Raw genomic sequence first — 18773 nt, forward strand, 5'->3', positions numbered from 1 at the left:
GCCCCCGCTCGGTTTCCGTATGTACAAGAAAGGCACTTCTGTCGAACTCCAGTTCTCTCCGCAACGCCTGAACGACGCCGCAGGCGATCCGTACTGGGTGGATCTGACCATCGACGAGGCCCAGGCACTACTGGCGCAGCTTCAGGCACATCTAGCGCAGGCCGCGTCGGGTACCACCGCGCCGCTTGTGTTCAGTCTCGAAGGGCCGCCCGCACAGGCTGACGCCGCGCCCGCCCGCACGGAGGCAAAGGCCGAAGAAAAGCCTGCCACAAACGCCGAGAGCGAATTCAAGCAGTGGGTCTGCATCATCTGCGGCTGGGTCTATGACGAAGCGGCCGGGTTGCCCGAGGACGGCATCGCGCCCGGCACGCGCTGGGAAGACATTCCTGCCGACTGGCGCTGCCCCGAGTGCGACGTCGGCAAGGAAGACTTTGCCATGGTGGAGTTCTAGGCGGCGCCATCAGGATCATTCGGGAAGATCCTCAGGACGGGGCATCCTTGTTTCAGTGGCGGATTCATGTGCGCTACTCTGCGCTGCCCATTCGTTGCCACCGGGTTACGTGGATAACAGTTTCACGCGGCCTGACAATGGTGGCATGATCGACTTGCACGTCGTGCCGTGCTGCAAGGCGGTTCGAGAGACTTGACGCTGGGTGACTGGGCATCGGTGAGTGGTCGACTGGTCGTGTGACCGTGAACCCTCTGGAACCCGAAGATCCGAAGAGACGGAGCCTGCTGAACATGGAACCTGTGCCCACCGCTCGCCTGCGCCTGCGTCAGTGGCGCGAGGAAGACCGCATACCGTTTCGCGCCATCAATGCGGACGAAGAGATCATGGCGTTCTTTCCGTCGACGCTGTCCGATGCCCAGAGCGATGCGCTCATGGATCGTATCCGTCAGCATCACGCGCAGCATGGCTTCGGGTTGTGGGCCCTCGAATTGCGCGAAACGTCGACGTTCATCGGCTTCACCGGACTGGCGATACCGTCATGGGTGCCCCCATTTGGGCCATGCGTGGAGATTGGCTGGCGTCTGGCGCGAGAGCACTGGGGGCGCGGCTATGCCACGGAGGCGGCTCGCGCGGCGCTGGATCTCGGATTCGGCGCATTGCGGCTTGCCGAGATCGTGTCCTTCACCGCGGCGATCAACCAGCGCTCGGAACAGGTAATGCAGCGGCTTGGCATGCATCACGCGGCCAGCGACGATTTCGATCATCCGGCACTGCCTTCGGGGGATCGTCTCGCCAGGCATGTGCTCTACCGCCTGTCCGGCGCCCAATGGGATGGAATCACTGGCAAGGGCAGCAGGACCACTGGCCCGGACAAATGATTGGATCCGTATTTCGCGCGGCTGATGCCCTGGCTCAACGGCTCATGCATCGGCCTGTCAGCAAGTCCGGGATCGCCCTTCTTTCAAGAATGCAGACGCGCGACGCGAACTTCAAGCCTGCGTCGGTGCGCGCAATGGTGTCCAGATAGCGTCCGACGCTGTGGATGGCCGACGTGTCGTCGGACGTGGTGTGGAAGATCGCGTAGCTGGTCTCGATGCGGATCTCGCTACCGCTGTCCTCCAGAATGCGCGGGAGGCCGACCTGCTGCCTGTAATGAAAATCCTGGGCGTCCATTCTGTTCGCACAAGCCTTTTCCGTGAGCAGTCCACAGCTCTCGAATGCGGGTGTTGCCATCGGCAAGCCGCATACATGCGTCTCGTGCGACTGCATCTTGCAGACACATTGCTCTAAGAAGAAATCGGGCCATTTCTCCCATTGCTTGTTATCGAGCGCGGCAGTGTAATCGGCGTAAAGCAACAGTACTTGCTGCCAGGTTTCGACGGTAGTCATCCTCAATCTCCATGTCGTGGCACACCCTGATGGTGGGGAGTTGCCACGGACGTTTTCTTCAGGTTCTGCGAGACTGGCGTTGCCAGTTTGCGCTTGCCGGGTTCGGCGGGTGATGCGGTCTGGGGCCTGACGTATCGCCTTGCGTCGGTCGTGTGCCGGCGTCGCGAAATACGGTGATTGGATCTAACGTCCACGGCACAGTATTCGCTGGCTTTTTGTCCGGGCACCATAGTGCCGTTTACGGCAGCGTTGACAATAGCGGTCTGGTTGATTTGCACTATCACCGCTAGTGATAATGCCGCGGTAGTGCCTGATAAATCGGGTGGAGACGTAGTAATGGAACTGCAGGACATCGATCTGAACCTGCTTGTCGTATTCAACGAATTATTGCGTCAACGCAAAATGTCCGCCGTGGCGCGGACGCTTGGGATCTCGCAGCCAGCTGTCAGCAATGCGCTGAATCGCCTGCGCAAGTTGCTGGACGATGACCTGTTTCTGCGGACGTCGAAGGGCATGGTCCCCACACAGCTTGCCGGCATGCTAGCCGGGCCGATCACCGAGGCGCTCGATGTCATCCACCACTCGCTCAATGCACGCGCCACGTTCGATCCTTTGACGAGCACGCGAGCGTTCACCGTGGCGATGACCGATATCGGCGAGATCTATCTCTTGCCAGGCCTGATGGAGCAGCTTGGCAAACTGGCGCCAGGCGTGAGAATCAGCACCGTGTGCATACACGGCGATTCACTCAAGGGCGCGATGGAAAGTGGTTGTATCGATCTGGCGATCGGTTTCCTGCCGGGCCTGACGGCGGGCTTCTTCCAGCGTCGGCTGTTGTTACAGCAGTACGTGTGCATCTTTCGGAAAGGGCACCCGCTTGGACGAAGGGATTTGACGCTGGCAGCGTTTGCCACGGCGGATCGTGTGTCGATCAGTGCGGAAGGCACGGGCCACACCAGGGTGGATGCGGCAATCCAGCAGGCGGGGGTGACGCGACGCTCGCGGCTGAGCGTGCCGCATTTCGCGGCGCTGGGTCATATCCTTCAATCGACCGATCTGATCGCAGTGGTGCCACAGGCCTATGCGGAGCGCGCGCTGGCGTTGTTCAACCTGGTTTCCGCGCCGTGTCCGGTGAAGATATCCGAGATCAGTGTCAACGTGTTCTGGCACGCTACCCGTCACCGGGAGGTGGGCAACCAGTGGCTGCGGAACGTGATATCCGACAGGTTCGCGGTTTGCCCGATTCCTGAGGCGACGATGTCGCCTCAGGGTTTGGTGGTCAACTGCCGCGGCGAGTGATGGGGCAGGTGTTGAAGCCGAACACGCGATATAGCGGGCAGTATCCAAGTAGACCGGTCACGAGCGGCACCGCGCCGATCCATCCCCAGACGCCGATCTGATCCGTCAGGGTCAAGGCAATCAGCACGACTCCGATGGCGACGCGCACGAGGCGGTCAAGGGTTCCAGCGTTTTTTTGCATGAGCGTTCCAGTCAGGTGGGAGGGATGACGGATATGCGTGGCTTTGGCGCGGGTTACTGCTTGGCAGCCTGGCCTTCGGTGTATGGGTCGAATTTCGCGGCGTGTGCCGCGTCGTCAGCGCCCTTTTTCTGCGGAGTCAGATTGGACTTCGTCTGCGCACCTTCCGAATAGGGATCGAACTTGCCGCTGCGGGAAGCACTATGCTTGTGTTTGCCAGACTTGGCGGGTGCCTGTGCGTCTTTTGTCACCGGCGCGTGCGCGCCGCCGTAGAGGTCGCCGCCATCGGTGTAGTTCTTCTGCGCGCTGGCTGGAAGCGAGGTCAATGCCACGGCTGCGGCGGCAATGGCCAGGAAGTATGTGTTGCGATGCATGACGGCCTCTTGGGTCTGAACTGCAAGATTGTGTCTCGAGTCTAGACACTAGGCCCGATCGCAGATTGACGTACGTCAAACACGTGGCAACGTCTGCCGCTAGGCTGACAGATGAAATCTGTCAGCGCCATCCATTCGGCAATCAGGAGACAACATGGCTGAAAACCTCGTGATCTTTTACTCCCGCACCGGCACCACGCGACAAGCCGCCGAAATGCTCGGCTCGCGCCTGGGCTGGCGCGTGGTCGAACTGCGCGACGCGGTCAGCCGGGCGGGCTGGTGGGGAGATTTGCGTTGTGTCCTGGATAATCGGCTGGGCCGCAAGGTTGGCTATCGCTACGACGGTCCGCCGCTCGATACCTGCGGCAGCGTGGTGGTGATGGCGCCGGTCTGGGTGGAGCATCTGGCGGCACCGATGCGGAGCTTCCTGCAGGACCAGCGCAGCTACAAGGGGCCGCTGGCGGCGATCGCGGTGATGGCCGCGCGCGGCGGGTTCCGTGCGGCCGAGGAGGTGGCTACGGCGATGGGCCGTCCGCCGCATCCGGTCATGGTGCTGCTGCAACAGCAGGTGACCACCGGCGAGGCCAAGGTGGATCTCGACGAATTTGCTCGCATCCTGCAGCGCGACCCGCGCGCCGGAGACGCCGCGCCGCGCTCGGCGTGGCTGTCGCCGAACGAGGCATGAGCAGGAACCCACCGGCGCGCGTATCCCCACGCAAGGACGCCAGCATCGTCGTGCTGGCGTCCCTCAATGGCGTCCCTTAATGACGTCCCTTAATGACGTCCGTCACAGGAACGTGAAGACCTCTTCCTTGCCGAGCCGCGACTTGGGGAGGTCGGCGTTGAAGTCCTGCTCGCTGCCGTAGCCGAGTGACACCAGCACGAGACTGGTATAGCCACGCTCGCGCAGGCCGAGTTCTGCATCGAGGATGTTGCGGTCGAAGCCTTCCATCGGCGTGGCATCCACGCCAAGTACCGCCGCGCCCGTCAGCAGGCTGCCGAGTGCCAGGTAGACCTGGTTCGCCATCCACTGCTGGACGTCGCGAAACGCGAAGCGGTGCAGGTCGACGAAATAACGACGTCCCTTGTTCTGCCCTGCCTTCGCACCTTCCGCGGTAAAGCGGCCATCGCGCTCCTCGGCTTCCAGCAGCTTGTTCAGGTGGGCGTCGTCCATGTCGGCGCGCACGGCCAGTGCGATCACGTGCGAGGCATTCTCGATCCTCGGCGCATTGGCGCTGTAGCCACCGCTGGCGGCACGCGCCACGCGTGCCCGGGCCTCCGGCGTGGACGCCACCACGAAGTGCCACGGTTGCGAATTCACGGATGACGGGCTCTTGTGCAGCACGGCCAGCAGTTCGTCGATGACGTCCTGCGGAATGGTGCGGCCGGGCTCGTACGCTTTCACGGTATGGCGGGTGGCGATCATCTCCGACAGCTTCATGGCTTTCATGGTGTTTCCTTGTTCAGGTGGATGCGATGTTGGGGAAGGGTGAGTACGAATTCAGATGTCGCCCGCGTCCGGCGCGCGCCGAGCGGCGCTGTATTGGTGACTGGTGGCGATGTCCGGATCGCCCGGCACATCGAGCTCGACCACCAGTCCGCCGGGCAGTGGCACAAAAATCTGGATGGTGTCGTCGGCGGGAACATGGGCCACCCGGAAACGCAGGCCGGCTGCCTGCAGGCGGGCGATGACGTCTGTCGCGCTGGCCTGGCTCCGGAATGCGATATGGCCCATGCGGACTTCGCCGCTGCTGGCCGACAGCGAGTCGTCGTCCACCGCGTGCACCATGGCCTGGTCGCCCTCATAGAGCCACAAGCCAGGGAAAGGGAATGGCGGCCGATACCCGGGATGCATGTCCATCACGCCTTCGAACAGGGCGCGCAACGCATGATCAGCACCGATCGACACGTTGAGGTGGTCAAACTGCCAGGCTTCGCGCGGGCTGGCGGGATGTGCGGAATCCATGGCGCGTCCTTCGAAGTGATGGGGATGGTGGATGATCCCACTACGCAGTCGATTGAAAAACGGGGCTTCACTTGTACCCGTATTCAAATAAAATTTGAAAATCGCTCCAGATCGGCCCTGTGCCTTCGACGCCCATGAGATTGCTTCAGGAACTCGATATTTTCGTGCGAACCGCCGATAACGGCAGCTTGTCCGCCACCGCGCGGGCGCTGGACCTGACGCCGGCGGCCACCAGCGCGGCGCTCAAGCGGCTGGAAGGCGAACTGGGCGTCCAGTTGTTCGTGCGCTCCACGCGCACGATGCGGCTGACCCGCGAGGGCGAGCAGTACCTGGCGCAATGCCGGCCCGCGCTCGAGGTGCTGCAGCAGGCAAGCCGGGATCTGGTCACCGGCAACCAGGCGTTCCAGGGCGTGGTCAGGCTGTCTGCCCCGTCTGACTTCGGACGCAACCTGCTGCTGCCCTGGCTCGATGCGTTCCAGGACCGCCATCCCCTGGTCGAATTCCGGCTGCAGTTGACGGACCGCGTGGCGAATATCTACAGCGATCCCGTCGACGTGGCCTTCCGCTATGGTGAGCCACCGGATTCGAATCTCGTGGCGGTGCCGGTGGCAACGGGCATCCACAGGGTGCTATGCGCTTCGCCGGGCTATCTCGCCAGTCACGACATGCCGCAAACGCCATATGACCTGTCCGCGCATCGCTGTCTCTGCTACATGTTTGGCGATGACGTGCATGATCGTTGGCGCTTCGCGCGCGAAGACGGCGAGACACTGACCGTGCGCGTCAAGCCGGCCAATGTTTCGAACGATGGGGACGCCGTGCGCCGCTGGGCGCTGGCCGGCAAGGGCATCGCCTACAAGGCCTGGTTCGATGTGGCCGACGATCTCGCGGCGGGTCGCCTGCGTGCGTTGTGCACCGAATGGACGGCCGAAGCGTCGCCGCTGTATATGGTCGTGGCGGGGCGTTCGCAACTGACGCCGCTGCTGCGCGGCTTGCGCGATTTCGTGGCCGAACGGGTGGAGCGACTAGTCGCGCGGGTTTGATGATCCACATCTATGCTTAGGGATGTATGGCCATGTCTTGCCGAATCCCCACGGCGCATCGCAACTAGAAAAAGGACCGACCATGCTATCCGACGGCCGCAACCCAGGCGCCTCGCGTAAAGCGCGGATCCCCAATGCCTGGCTGCGATGGCTGCCGGGTGTGGCGATGGCCCGGGACTACCAGGCAAGCTGGCTGCCCCGGGACCTGACGGCGGGGCTGGTCCTGACGACGATGCTCGTGCCGGTTGGCATTGCCTATGCGGAAGCGTCAGGCGTGCCAGGCGTCTACGGCCTCTACGCGACCATCGTGCCACTGCTTGCCTATGCGATATTCGGCCCCAGCAGGATTCTCGTGCTCGGTCCCGATTCGGCGCTGGCGGCGCCGGTGCTTGCAGTGGTCGTCCAGATGTCCGGTGGCGATCCGGCGCGCGCGATCGCGGTGGCCAGCATGATGGCGATCGTCTCGGGGCTGTTCTGCATCGTCATGGGTCTGTTGCGGCTGGGCTTTATCACCGAGCTGCTGTCCAAGCCGATCCGCTACGGCTACATGAACGGGATTGCGTTCACGGTGCTGGTCAGCCAGTTGCCGAAGATCTTCGCCATCCGCGTGGAGGACACCGGGCCGCTGCGGGAACTGGTGCTGTTGGGCCAGGCGCTGGTTGCCGGCCAGGTCAACTGGTATAGCGCCGCGGTTGGGGCCGGTAGCCTGGTGCTGATCCTCGCGCTCAAGCGTTTCGAACGCGTGCCGGGCATCCTGATAGCGGTGATCGTGGCAACGCTGTGCGTGATCATGTTCGACCTGGACCAGATGGGTGTGAAGGTGCTGGGTTCGATCCCGCAGGGTTTGCCGGCCTTCGCGGTGCCCTGGGCCAGTGGTCTCGACTTCGTCAAGATCGTGGCGGGTGGCTGCGCGGTGGCAATGATCGCCTTCGCGGATACCAGTGTGCTGTCCCGCAGCTTCGCGGCACGGCACCATCACCGCGTGGACCCGAACCAGGAGATGGTTGGCCTTGGCGCCGCCAACCTCGCCGCGGGCTTTTTTCAGGGCTTCCCGATCAGCAGCAGCGCGTCACGCACGCCAGTGGCCGAGGCGGCCGGCGCGCGGACCCAGTTGACTGGCGTGGTGGGCGCGCTGGCTGTCGCGGCGCTGCTGGTGGTGGCGCCTGACCTGATGCGCTATTTGCCGAACAGCGCGCTCGCGGCAGTGGTGATTGCCGCCGCGCTAGGGTTGTTCGAGTTCGCGGATCTGAAGCGGATCTATCGCATCCAGCAATGGGAGTTCTGGCTCTCGATGGTCTGCTTCGTGGCGGTTGCCGTGTTCGGCGCGATTCCCGGTATCGGCCTTGCGGTGGTGCTCGCCATTATTGAATTCCTTTGGGACGGCTGGCGACCCCACTACGCGATACTCGGACAAGTCGAGGGCCTGCGCGGCTACCATGACCTGGAGCGCTATCCGCACGGCAAGCGGATTCCCGGGCTTGTGCTGTTCCGTTGGGATGCCCCGTTGTTCTTCGCCAATGCCGAGCTGTTCCAGGAACGCCTGCAGGAAGCGATCGACGAGTCTCCGGCCCCCGTGTACCGCGTGGTGGTGGCCGCGGAGCCGGTGACCAGCGTGGATGTGACGTCCGCTGACATGCTGCGCGAGCTGAGTCGCACACTGGGCGAGCACGGTATCGCCCTGCATTTTGCGGAGATGAAGGACCCGGTCCGTGACAAGCTGCGGCGCTTCGAACTGATGGACGTGATCGGCGAGGATCGCTTTCACCCGACGGTGGGCAGCGCGGTGGATGCCTATGTCGGCCGGCAGGGAGACTGGCCGGACGCGTGGGGCCGGAACGAGTAGGCTGGGGCGATTGAAGCAACGCGCGACGCGGAGAGACTTCCCGCGCCGCGCGGATACAGGCATAAGCAGAGGTACAGGCACCATGGTGTCGCCCGTACCTGTCAGTCGTCAGTCCAGCGTGATCTTGCCAGCCTTCACGATTTGCCCGTAGCGCGACGTATCGCGTTCGATCAGCTTGCGGAACTCCTCGGGCGTGCCGCCGACTGGGATAAAGCCCAGCTCCGTCAGCTTCTTCGTCACGTCTGGGTTACGCGTGGCGGCGGCGATCTCCTTCGCCATCCGGTCGATGATGGGCTGCGGCGTGCCTGCCGGTGCCAGCAGGCCCGTCCAGGAGCTCATCACGAAGCCCGGGAAACCGGACTCTTCCATCGTCGGGATGTTCGGTTCGCTCGGCCAGCGCTTGGCCGATGCCACGGCCAGCACGTTGATCTTGCCCGACTTCACGTGGGGCATCGGCACCAGCAGCGGATCGAACGCCATCGAGATTTCGCCCGAGACCAGCGCGGGCAGGATCGGGGCGCTGCCGTTGTACGGAATGTGGGTCATCTTGACCTTCGATTCCATCGCCAGCCGCTCGCCGGTCAGGTGCGCCGAACTGCCGATGCCGCTGGAGCCGAACGTCAGCGTATCCGGATGCTTCTTGCCGTAGTCGACCAGTTCGGCCACGGTCTTGACCGGCAGCTTCTTGCTGGAGAACAGGAACAGCGGCAGCTCGGCCATCTCGGCGACCGGCGCCAGGTCGGTGGGCTTGTAGCTCAGCTTCGAATACAGCGACATGTTCGCGCTGTAGGCGGCCAGCACGGACACAAAGGTGTAGCCATCGGGCGCCGAACGGGCCACCACGCCGACACCCAGCGTGCTGTTGGCGCCCGGCTTGTTCTCGATCACGATCGGCTGGCCAAGGCTTTGTGAAACCTTTTCGAACACCACGCGCGCAACGGTATCGGTGGAGCCACCCGGGGTATAGGGCACGATCACCTTGATCGGCTTGGCCGGCCATGCGTCGGCGGCGATGGCGCCGTGGTGGATGGAAAGGCCGGCAACGGCAATAGCTACAACGCGCGCAATGCGCGATGCTTGATGCTTGATACGCAAGACGTCATCTCCTACTTTGATTCTCTTTATTACGTCCGCATGGCGGAACATATGCAGCCGATGGGATCGGCGCGGTTCATTATCGGGGACACGTCCACGCAATGGCGTGTCAACGCCGGTCAAAAATGGATGCGCCGCGATGCAAATGTGCGATAAGCGAACGATGCGAGGATGCGCCGTCCACGGTTACCATTGGCCTGCCGCCAGAGCGGCAATCCATAAAGAGCAGGAAGCAACATGAACACGAATCTCGCGGAACGATATCTGGGTGAAGCCATCGAGCTGGCTCGTGCCAACCTGGAGCAGGGTGGCCGGCCGTTCGGGGCTGTCATCGTGAAGGACGGTGAAGTGATCGCCACCGGCGTCAACCAGATCCTGAGCACCAACGACCCCACCGCTCATGCGGAACTGACGGCCATTCGCGCCGCCAGCCAGAAGCTCGGCAGCCCCAGCCTGGATGGCTGTGCCGTCTATGCCAGCGGACATCCTTGCCCGATGTGCATGGCGGCGATGCGGATGGCGGGCGTGAAGGAAGTGACCTACGCCTATTCGAACGACGATGGCGAGCCATACGGTCTTTCCACCGCGACCATCTATGCCGACCTGGCGAAGCCGTTCGCCGAGCAGTCGATGAAGATCCGGTACATGCCAGTGCGGCCGGCATCGTGCCCGGATCTTTACGCGGAATGGAAGCGCAAGGCCGGCTGATCAGGCCTGCAGCAGGCGTTCGTCCAGCTTGAACACGGCGACCACGCGATTGAGCACGGTCGCCTGATCCTCGAGCGATTTCGCGGCGGCGGCCGCCTGCTCCACCAGCGAGGCATTCTGCTGGTTGGTGCTGTCCATCTCGGTAATCGCAAGATTGATTTCGCCCAGGCCGCGGCTCTGTTCGCCGCTGGCCTCCGCGATCTCTTCCACCAGCGTGCTGACCTGCTGCATCGCCGGCACGATCTGCTGCATGGCATTGCCGGCTTCATTGACGAGCGAACGTCCGGTACGAACGGCTTCCTCGGTGCCGACGATCAGCGTCTTGATGTCCTTGGCGGCGTTTGCCGAGCGCTGCGCCAGACCCCGTACTTCTCCCGCCACCACGGCAAAGCCGCGACCATGCTCGCCGGCACGCGCGGCCTCCACGGCTGCATTGAGCGCCAGGATGTTCGTCTGGAACGCGATGCCCTCGATAGCGTCGATGATGCTCGACATCTGGCCAGCGCTATGCGTGATCGTTTCCATGGTCGATACGGCGTTGGTCATCATCTCGCCGCTGCGGCGCACGTCCGTGGATACCGAGGCCGCCAGCGCGCTCGCGCGGCGCGCGGTTTCCGCGTTGGTGGCCACGGTGGCCGTGAGCTGTTCGGTGGCGGAGGCCGTTTCCTCCACGCCCGCCGCCTGATTCTCCGTGCGGGTGGACAGATCGTGATTGCCTTGCGCGATCTCGCGCGTCGCATCCGCGATGGCCACCACGCCTTGCCGGACATCTCCGATCGTGCGATTCAGCGATGCGACGAAACGGTTGAAAGCATCCGCAAGCCGGCCAACTTCATCCTGCGAGTCCACCGGCAGGCGCTGGGTCAGGTCACCGTTGCCCGTGGCGATCGCGTCGAGCGCGCTGGCCACGCGGCCGATCGGCGCCATCAGCGCGCGAATCACGAAGTAGAGCACGATGACGCCGAGCAGGCTGCCCGACAGGCCCGCGGTCACGGCCGCGATGATCGACGAGTGGCGAATCTCTTCGAGAACTTCGGACTTGGGCACCTGCGCCACCACGTACAAGTCCAGCTCGGGCACATAGGATGCCGCAACGATTCGCTTGCCTTCCGGGGCATCAACCTCCGTGTGCGCGAACGGCTGCCGCGCCAGCAGCGCCTGCGCGGCATCGGCGGTGAAGCCTGGCACGTCCGCCAACGGCGTGCCGGCCTCCGCCAGTTTCGCATCGCGATGCATCAGTACCTTGCCATCGGCGCGAGCCAGGAAGATCGAGCCGGTCTTTCCCAGGCGATATCCGTTGATCGTCTCGGCCAGATGATTGATGGACAGCCCCAGACCCGCCACGGCAAGCTTGCCATTACCGGCTTCCGCGCGCGCGTTGATGAACAGCATGTAGCTGTCCGAATCCCGATCCTTGTCCAGCGACAGCTCGTAGGGTTTGCCGCGTGAGAGAAAGTCGAAGAGCCATTTGTCGCCGGCGGAATCCGCCTGCACGGTGCGGTCCACGCCTTTCTCCGTGAGGTACTTGCCCTGGCTGGCCGATACCCAAAAGACCGCGTCCGCCTGATTGCGTGACTTGACCTCCGCAGCGTAGCGGCGCCACGTCGGCACGTAGTCCTCCGCGAGTCCGTTGCTCTCCCAGTCACGCAGCATCGTGTTGCCGGCCATTGCCTGGGCGGCGGCCAACGGGCGTGCGATCTGATGGAGCATGTCATTGCGAATCTCGCCGACGATCGCCGGCAATTCCAGATCGACCACGCGCTCCTGCAGCCCCTTGCTGATCTGCCACAGGATGAGCATCGCGGTCATTGTCACAACGAGCAGGAGGCAGGTGATTGTGCTCAGGATGAGCTTGCGTTGAATTGTCATACCGCGAAGCAGGCGCATGAATTGTTGTCCTCCTGTGTGGCCTTCGATTGTTGTCATTGACGGTCGGGAGCGGGCGAGAAAACAGCCCCAGGGGGAACACCCCATATCCCGATCCGAAGCGCTAACGGATGCCGGGCGGAATTTATTGAGCATCAATATGTCATTTCTCAAATGCAGCGGTGTCATGTCCCGAGCCGTCAAGCTATTGTCCCCAGTGGTTAAGCGTCGAACCGCCGTAGTGCATAGATTGATCGGCTCAAAAAAAACGAATCGAGGTGCGGATGAGGGGGCTGATAACGAGGATCGTGACCTATGCGGCGCTTGCTCTAGCCTTCATGCTCCCCGTCTGTGCCTCGGTCTGGATGAGCTACCGCCTCGCGTTGAGCGAGCAGCAACTGCACACCGGCATCCTTGCTGCGGAGGTCCTGTACCGGGCCCACGTCTTCAGCGAGCAGAACTTGCGTATCAATGCGGCCTTGAGGCGGCATGGCGCCACATCTCCATGTTCTCCGGACAACGTTGCGCTGATGCGCAACCTCGCCGTCGGCGCAAGCTATCTGCAGGTGGTGGGCTACGTCGAAGGCAACGTGCTGCAATGCTCGTCCTACGGTTACGGGGATGCGGGTATCCCGATCGGTCCGCCGGCCTACCAAAGCCGTCTTGGCAAATGGGTGCGAACGGCCGTGAAGTTGCCGTTCGATGAGAGTCGGCGATACATCGCGCTGACTGACTCGGTCACCGGCTATTCGAGCCTGGCGCTGCCGGACATGATTCTCGACACCGGCGGCGACAGTCGCGGCTTCGCGATCGCGCTCGTTGCCATTTCCAACAGACAGATCATCGTGCAACGCGACCCGATCGATCTTGACGGCATGCCGCCACTGATTCGCGAACGCGGCGCAATCACGTGGCAGCACCGTGGCGCCACGGGGTCGGTCAGCCTCTCCCCCTCGCGTGACTATGCAGCGGTCGTGATGTCTCCGGACAGCGCGCTCCATGCCAACTGGCGCAATGTCGCGATATGGCTGGTACCGTTTGGCGCGTTGCTCGGCGGTGCGCTCGTGGCGCTCGCGCGGCTGGGGCTGCGTCGGCGACACGGGTTGCTGCGGCAGCTCGATCGCGCGCTACGTGACGATGAACTGTCCCTCGCGTACATGCCGATCGTCGAACTGGAAAGCGGGAAATGGATCGGCGCCGAAGCACTGATGCGCTGGTGCCACGATGGGCAATGGATCGCGCCCGACAAGTTCATCCCGCTGGCCGAGCGGCATCACCGCATCAGGAAGCTCACGAACAGAATGCTCGATCTGCTTGTTGCCGACGCACAGGCGTTGCCGCGGGACCTTGCCAGTGCGATGTACTTCTCGGTCAATCTGTCCGCCGAGGATCTGGCCGCTTGCGCGATCGCGCAACGCATTGCCGACGTCAGGCAAGCGTGTGGCGTTGACGGCGTGATGGTCGAAGCTACTGAAGGTGTGCTGCTCGAAGCCAGCCGCGTCATCCCTAACTTCGAGCGGTTACGCAAGCTTGGCATTCGCGTGGCGATCGATGATTTCGGCACGGGCTACTCGTCACTCTCGTACCTTGGCTCGCTGGACGTGGACTACATCAAGATCGACAAATCGTTCGTGTCGGCCATCGGCACGAACTCGGTCAGGGGGCACGTCGTGGCGCACATCATCGACATGGCGAAGGACGTCGGCGTCGCGGTGATTGCCGAAGGCGTGGAGACCCAGGAACAGGCGGACTATCTCATGGCGCGCGGTGTGCGATACGCGCAAGGGTGGCTGTTTGGCAAGGCGATGCCGATGCAGGATTTCGTTTCCGCCATTAGGATGCATAATTTGTATTACAAAAATTGTATGCAAAAGTGACAGGTTCTGTGATAAAAACCCGAGGACAAATTCGGCTATGACCGGATCAACCGAGGAGACCCTGAAGCATGGAGACGTTGCTTTATAAGGTCGAGGATCGTCCACCGATCCTGACGACCGTGCTGCTTGCCGCACAACATCTGCTCGCCGCGCTTGGCGGCATCATCGCCGTACCGCTCGTTCTGGGCGGCGCGCTCAAACTTCCCCCAGATCAGATCGTCGCGCTTGTGAATGCTGCGCTGCTTGGCTCCGGCATCGTCACGATCATCCAGTGCAAGGGTGTCGGTCCCGTCGGCATTCGACTGCCCTGCGTCATGGGCACCAGCTTCACGTTTGTGGGCGCCGGCATCAGTGTTGGCCTCGAGCACGGTGTGCCAGGCATTCTCGGCGCATCGCTGGCCGGATCGTTGGTGATGATTGTGGGCAGCTTCTTCATGCCGACAATTCGCAAGCTGTTTCCGCACACGGTGACAGGTGTCGTCGTCACGATGATCGGCCTGTCGTTGACACCGGTTGCAATAGATTGGGCAGCGGGTGGCGCAGGTAGCGCCAACTACGCGGCGCCCGGCTCACTGGCGATTGCAGGCATCGTGCTGTTGCTCGTGATCGGCTTCGTTCAGTGGGGCAAGGGCATCGTGTCGGCGTCGGCCGTGGTGCTCGGCATCATGATCGGCTACCTCATCTGTCTGGCGCTTGGCATGGTGGACTTCTCGCAGCTTCACGATGCGCCGGTCTTCGCGCTGCCGCAGCCCGCGAGCTTCGGCATGAAGTTCCCGATCTCCGGTATCGCCGCGATGTCCCTGGCGTTCCTGGTCACCATCGTTGAAACGACCGGCACGTTCATGGCGCTAGGTTCGGCGACGCGCACGCCTATGCCTGGCAAGACGCTGGCGCGCGGCATTCTTTGCGATGGTGTTGGTTCCGCGTTCGCGGCGCTGCTGTCTAGCCCCCCTGTCTCGACGTTCGCGCAGAACGTGGGCGTGGTCTCGCTGACCGGTGTCGCCAGCCGCCATGTGGTGGCGTTGACCGGCGGGATGCTGGTGCTTGCGGGACTGTTCCCGGTGCTCGGCGCGCTGGTGGTGACGATTCCGCAGCCCGTGCTTGGTGGCGCGGGCCTGATGATGTTCGCGATGATCGTGTCGGCTGGCATCCGAATGCTGGGTCATTCGGCACCGACCAAGCGCAACAGCCTGATCATTGCGGTGTCGATCGGATGCGGCCTGGCCGTGACGATCCGTCCGGATCTGCTCGGCAAGCTGCCTGCGTTCGTGAAGGAAGTATTCGGTTCCGGGATCACCGTCGGCGCGCTGGTGGCCGTGGTACTCAACCTGTGCCTGCCGGGCCGCGAGGTCGATGCGATAGACGAGGAAGTCGAAGGCGAGACGCTGGTGCAGGAGCTTGCCTGAGTTGATCGGCGGAAGATAATCGTGCTTGAAAGGCGCCCCGGAGCAGAGATGCTTCGGGGCGTTTGACTTATGGGATCAGCCTTAAGTACCCCCCGTCGGCAGCGACAGCTTTCCATGATCGGTGAAGCGCGTGCCGCCAGCAAAGCCGCCAGCCAGTCGTCCGCGCACTTCATATGGAATGTTGCCCGAACTCACGCCGCCGGCGAAGGCGAACGCCTGACGCACGGCGGAGAACGCGGGGACGGTCAATGGCACGTCGATCACTGTTTCGCCAAACCGGGGCACGGTCCCGCTTTGGTCACTGACGCCGCTGGCGAAGGATTGGCCGTTCAGGTCCAGCTCCAGTGACACCCCGCTGTACTCGATCGGCGCATCGTTGGGATTCTGAATGCGCAGTTTGACGTTGAAGCGCATCTCCAGCCCTTCGCCCGGAATCGGTTCGACACCAGCCACGGCAACCCGCAGCGGTTCCTGACCCGTCAGCGCCGCGCAGCCGCCGAGCCAGGCAAGGATGCAAAGGCAGAGGACGTAGAGGCGAATGGAACGCCATGTGTCGGGAGCCTGCATGGTGGGCCTCGTCTGGAGAGTCTGCGGGTGTGGATTAGTGTAGTGCTTCCGGCGAGACCTGGCATATGGAATAGCGAAGTCATGCGGCGACCGGGCCAGGCGCATATTGGCCCCCCCACCAGTAGCGGGGGGCTGTCTTTCAACGTCTGGCCGCTTACTGTGAAGTCCATTGGCTTGATCAGGAGAGCTTCAGATGGATTTCCGACCCGACCCCAGCCTGCAGGCATTCCGGCAGGAGGTGCGCGAGTTCCTGCGCGAGAGTCTTCCCCCCGACCTGCCGCGCCGCAAGGGTGGCTTTCGCTCCCCACGCGCGGATCTGGCCCGCTGGCAGGGCATCCTGCATGCCAAGGGCTGGGGCGCGCCGTACTGGGCCAGCGAGCACGGCGGTACTGGCTGGACCGTGCCGCAGCGGCTGATCTTCGACGAGGAGTGCAGCGCGGCAGGCGCGCCGACGCAGGATGGCTTCGCGCAGAAGCTGGTGGGGCCCGTGCTGAACTATTTCGCCACACCGGAGCAGCGGGCCGCCCACGTGCCGGCGATTCTCGCTGGAAAGCGGATGTGGTGTCAGGGCTTCTCCGAGCCGGGCTCCGGGTCGGATCTCGCTTCGCTGCGGACCCGCGCCGAGCGCGACGGCGATCACTACGTCGTCAATGGTCAGAAGATCTGGACCAGCTATGGGCATGAGGCCGACTGGATCTTTCTGCTGGTGCGTACCGATACGCAGGTGAAGAAGCAGGCCGGCATCAGCTTCCTGCTGGTGGACATGAAGACGCCAGGCATCACCGTACGGCCGATCATCAGCATCGACGGCGCGCATCATCTGAACGAGACGTTCTTCGAGGACGTGCGGGTACCTGTGGGCAACCTCGTCGGCGCCGAGGGCGAGGGGTGGAAGCTCACCAAGTTCCTGCTCAACAACGAGCACGCGTCGACGGCGGACCTGCCGACGCTGCAGCGCTTCCAGCGGCAATTGCGTGCGTTGGCTGCCACGCGGGGGGTGGGCGGCGGAACCTTGATCGGCCGGCACGAGTTTGCCTTGCGCCTGGCACGCCTGGAGGCCGAGTTGCAGGCGATCACGGTGATGGTGCAGCGTGTGGCGGCCATGGAGGCGGACCATAGTCCAGCGGCTCACGCGATGGGTTCGATCCTCAAGGTGCGAGGTACCGAGTTGCAGCAGAAGATGAGCGAGTTCCTTGTCGAGGCGCTGGGCGACCATGGCGCGGTGGCGTATCCGGGATCGCACGCGGCCACGGCAGGTGCCCGGTCGCTGCCGATGCAGGAGGTGGCGCAGTCCATCGCGGCCGACATGCTCTTCCGGCGGGCCACCACGATCTACGGTGGTACCAGCGAAGTGCAGCGCGGCATCATCGCCAAGTCGCTGTTCCAGTTCTGACCCGGCACGAGTGTTCCATATCCATGCATTTCAAGCTGAATGATGCGCAGCAAATGCTGCAGGACAGCGCCCGCCGCTTCGTCGAGAAGGCATATGCATTCGAAGCCCGCACCGCGTTGATCCAGGCGGGCCAGACTGGCGGTACCTGTCACTGGCAGACCTTTGCCGAGAACGGCTGGCTGGCCGCCGCGCTGCCGGAGACTTGCGGCGGCCTGGGCGGTTCGGTGATCGACACCGCCCTGATCGCGCAGGAACTCGGGCGTGGCCTGGTGCTGGAGCCATTTCTGGGTAGCGGCGTGCTGGCCACGCAGACCCTGATGGCCGCAGCCACACCGAACCAGAGAGAGGCACTGTTGCCACCATTGGCCGAAGGGGCGCGACGCTACGCGCTTGCGTACAGCGAAGCCGATGCGCGTGGAGTGCCGGAGATCGTTTCGACGTCAGCCGAGGCTGGCCCGGACGGCTATACGTTGCGTGGCACCAAGACGCTGGTGCTGGGCGGTGTGGATGCCGATGCCTTCATCGTGTCGGCGCGCCTTGCCGATAGTGGGGAGCCGTCCGCGATCACGCTCTTTCTCGTCGACACCGGCACGCCGGGTCTGACGTGCCACGCGCTGCCACTACATGACGGCACATGGGCGGCGGAGCTGGAAATCGATGGCGCGCGCGTGCCGCCTTCGGCCATGCTCGGCGAGCCGGGCGAAGGCTTGCGCGCACTGCGCCACGGGTTGGCGCACGCAACGGCGGCGCTGTGCGCGGAGCTTGTCGGCGGCATGGAGAAAGCCGTCGAGGTCACGGCGGATTACCTCAAGGTGCGCAAGCAGTTCGGCGTGCCCATCGGCAGCTTCCAGGCGCTGCAACATCGCATGTCCGACATGGCCGCGGAGATGGAGCTGGCGCGTTCCATGCTGTTCTCGCTGCTGGCAGCCATCGACCATGAGGACGAAGCCACGCTGTTGCACCGGGTTTCGCAGGCCAAGGCGTTTGTCGGCCGTGCTGCCCGGTATGTCTGCGGGCAGGCCATTCAGTTGCACGGCGGCATCGGCATGACCGACGAGTACGTGATCGGCCATTACTACAAGCGTGCCATTGTTGCGGATTTGATCTTCGGCTCGGCGGATCGGCACGAGGCAATCTGCGCCGAGGCCGTTCAGGCGGCGATGGCGTGATCGTGAGGTGGGGACCGACGGCGCGTTAGTCCTCCCCCGATCGGCAAGAACCTCAAAGAAAAAGCCCCGGAGCATTCCTGCTCCGGGGCTTTCCGGTTTTCAACCACCACCGCCAGCCGCAACTACCGGGCAAGCGGCGAGGCGAGCGC

At 63.3% G+C, this 18773-nt stretch carries 19 protein-coding genes; 11 read left to right on the forward strand and 8 right to left on the reverse strand.

The window, feature by feature from the left end; translation table 11 throughout:
- Positions 1 to 19: 19 nt before the first annotated feature.
- Both B2246_RS22765 and B2246_RS22770 read left to right on the forward strand, forming a co-directional pair.
- Positions 20 to 451, forward strand: a complete 432-nt coding sequence (locus B2246_RS22765) for a rubredoxin (protein WP_008641105.1) — start codon at positions 20 to 22, stop codon at positions 449 to 451.
- A 290-nt stretch (positions 452 to 741) separates the two neighbouring features.
- Positions 742 to 1329, forward strand: coding sequence for a GNAT family N-acetyltransferase (locus B2246_RS22770; protein ID WP_008641107.1), 588 nt, complete (start codon positions 742 to 744; stop codon positions 1327 to 1329).
- 34 nt (positions 1330 to 1363) lie between these two features.
- Here the strand turns inward: B2246_RS22770 and B2246_RS22775 are convergent, their stop codons facing one another.
- The gene (locus B2246_RS22775) at positions 1364 to 1840 is read right to left on the reverse strand and encodes an aromatic-ring-hydroxylating dioxygenase subunit beta (RefSeq protein WP_008641108.1); all 477 of its coding nucleotides are present in this window, start codon (positions 1838 to 1840) and stop codon (positions 1364 to 1366) included.
- A gap of 336 nt (positions 1841 to 2176) precedes the next feature.
- On the opposite strand from B2246_RS22775, the gene B2246_RS22780 reads away from it, so the two are divergent.
- Positions 2177 to 3139: a LysR family transcriptional regulator gene (locus B2246_RS22780; protein ID WP_008641110.1), complete on the forward strand. Its 963-nt coding sequence runs from the start codon at positions 2177 to 2179 to the stop codon at positions 3137 to 3139.
- Here B2246_RS22780 and B2246_RS22785 read toward each other — a convergent pair.
- Both B2246_RS22785 and B2246_RS22790 read right to left on the reverse strand, forming a co-directional pair.
- Complete coding sequence (locus B2246_RS22785; RefSeq protein WP_008641111.1) at positions 3120 to 3320, reverse strand: YgaP family membrane protein; 201 nt, start codon at positions 3318 to 3320, stop codon at positions 3120 to 3122. The genes B2246_RS22780 and B2246_RS22785 overlap by 20 nt on opposite strands.
- A 53-nt stretch (positions 3321 to 3373) precedes the next feature.
- Complete coding sequence (locus B2246_RS22790) at positions 3374 to 3691, reverse strand: hypothetical protein (protein ID WP_286881203.1); 318 nt, start codon at positions 3689 to 3691, stop codon at positions 3374 to 3376.
- 154 nt (positions 3692 to 3845) lie between these two features.
- On the opposite strand from B2246_RS22790, the gene B2246_RS22795 reads away from it, so the two are divergent.
- The gene (locus B2246_RS22795) at positions 3846 to 4376 is read left to right on the forward strand and encodes a flavodoxin family protein (protein WP_008641113.1); all 531 of its coding nucleotides are present in this window, start codon (positions 3846 to 3848) and stop codon (positions 4374 to 4376) included.
- Between the two features lie 102 nt (positions 4377 to 4478).
- Here B2246_RS22795 and nfsB read toward each other — a convergent pair whose 3' ends face one another.
- Both nfsB and B2246_RS22805 read right to left on the reverse strand, forming a co-directional pair.
- Complete coding sequence (gene nfsB / locus B2246_RS22800; RefSeq protein ID WP_008641114.1) at positions 4479 to 5132, reverse strand: oxygen-insensitive NAD(P)H nitroreductase; 654 nt, start codon at positions 5130 to 5132, stop codon at positions 4479 to 4481.
- A gap of 60 nt (positions 5133 to 5192) precedes the next feature.
- Positions 5193 to 5657, reverse strand: coding sequence for a hypothetical protein (locus tag B2246_RS22805; protein ID WP_008641115.1), 465 nt, complete (start codon positions 5655 to 5657; stop codon positions 5193 to 5195).
- Positions 5658 to 5791: 134 nt separating this feature from the next.
- Here B2246_RS22805 and B2246_RS22810 point away from each other — a divergent pair, with 134 nt between their 5' ends.
- Together B2246_RS22810 and B2246_RS22815 are read left to right on the forward strand one after the other, a co-directional pair.
- Positions 5792 to 6700, forward strand: a complete 909-nt coding sequence (locus B2246_RS22810) for a LysR family transcriptional regulator (RefSeq protein WP_008641118.1) — start codon at positions 5792 to 5794, stop codon at positions 6698 to 6700.
- 82 nt (positions 6701 to 6782) lie between these two features.
- Complete coding sequence (locus tag B2246_RS22815; protein WP_286881200.1) at positions 6783 to 8543, forward strand: SulP family inorganic anion transporter; 1761 nt, start codon at positions 6783 to 6785, stop codon at positions 8541 to 8543.
- A 108-nt stretch (positions 8544 to 8651) separates the two neighbouring features.
- Here the strand turns inward: B2246_RS22815 and B2246_RS22820 are convergent, their stop codons facing one another.
- Complete coding sequence (locus B2246_RS22820; RefSeq protein WP_008641121.1) at positions 8652 to 9638, reverse strand: Bug family tripartite tricarboxylate transporter substrate binding protein; 987 nt, start codon at positions 9636 to 9638, stop codon at positions 8652 to 8654.
- 237 nt (positions 9639 to 9875) lie between these two features.
- Between B2246_RS22820 and B2246_RS22825 the strand changes: the two genes are divergently transcribed.
- Positions 9876 to 10346 (forward strand): nucleoside deaminase, encoded by a 471-nt coding sequence (locus B2246_RS22825; RefSeq protein WP_008641123.1) that lies wholly within the window; start codon positions 9876 to 9878, stop codon positions 10344 to 10346.
- Here the strand turns inward: B2246_RS22825 and B2246_RS22830 are convergent, their stop codons facing one another.
- Positions 10347 to 12233 (reverse strand): methyl-accepting chemotaxis protein, encoded by a 1887-nt coding sequence (locus B2246_RS22830; protein WP_286881199.1) that lies wholly within the window; start codon positions 12231 to 12233, stop codon positions 10347 to 10349.
- A gap of 317 nt (positions 12234 to 12550) precedes the next feature.
- Between B2246_RS22830 and B2246_RS22835 the strand changes: the two genes are divergently transcribed.
- Positions 12551 to 14089, forward strand: a complete 1539-nt coding sequence (locus B2246_RS22835) for an EAL domain-containing protein (RefSeq protein WP_286881198.1) — start codon at positions 12551 to 12553, stop codon at positions 14087 to 14089.
- A gap of 68 nt (positions 14090 to 14157) precedes the next feature.
- A complete protein-coding gene (locus B2246_RS22840) occupies positions 14158 to 15495 on the forward strand; it encodes a nucleobase:cation symporter-2 family protein (RefSeq protein ID WP_008641134.1) in 1338 nt (445 codons plus the stop codon).
- An 81-nt stretch (positions 15496 to 15576) separates the two neighbouring features.
- Here the strand turns inward: B2246_RS22840 and B2246_RS22845 are convergent, their stop codons facing one another.
- Positions 15577 to 16062 (reverse strand): LEA type 2 family protein, encoded by a 486-nt coding sequence (locus B2246_RS22845; RefSeq protein WP_008641139.1) that lies wholly within the window; start codon positions 16060 to 16062, stop codon positions 15577 to 15579.
- A 193-nt stretch (positions 16063 to 16255) separates the two neighbouring features.
- Here B2246_RS22845 and B2246_RS22850 point away from each other — a divergent pair, with 193 nt between their 5' ends.
- Positions 16256 to 17455: an acyl-CoA dehydrogenase gene (locus B2246_RS22850; protein WP_008641140.1), complete on the forward strand. Its 1200-nt coding sequence runs from the start codon at positions 16256 to 16258 to the stop codon at positions 17453 to 17455.
- Between the two features lie 23 nt (positions 17456 to 17478).
- Positions 17479 to 18624: an acyl-CoA dehydrogenase family protein gene (locus B2246_RS22855; RefSeq protein WP_186426737.1), complete on the forward strand. Its 1146-nt coding sequence runs from the start codon at positions 17479 to 17481 to the stop codon at positions 18622 to 18624.
- The last annotated feature ends 149 nt before the right edge of the window (positions 18625 to 18773 follow it).

It is taken from the genome of Cupriavidus sp. UBA2010, assembly GCF_002335265.1.
Taxonomy (GTDB): domain Bacteria; phylum Pseudomonadota; class Gammaproteobacteria; order Burkholderiales; family Burkholderiaceae; genus Cupriavidus; species Cupriavidus metallidurans.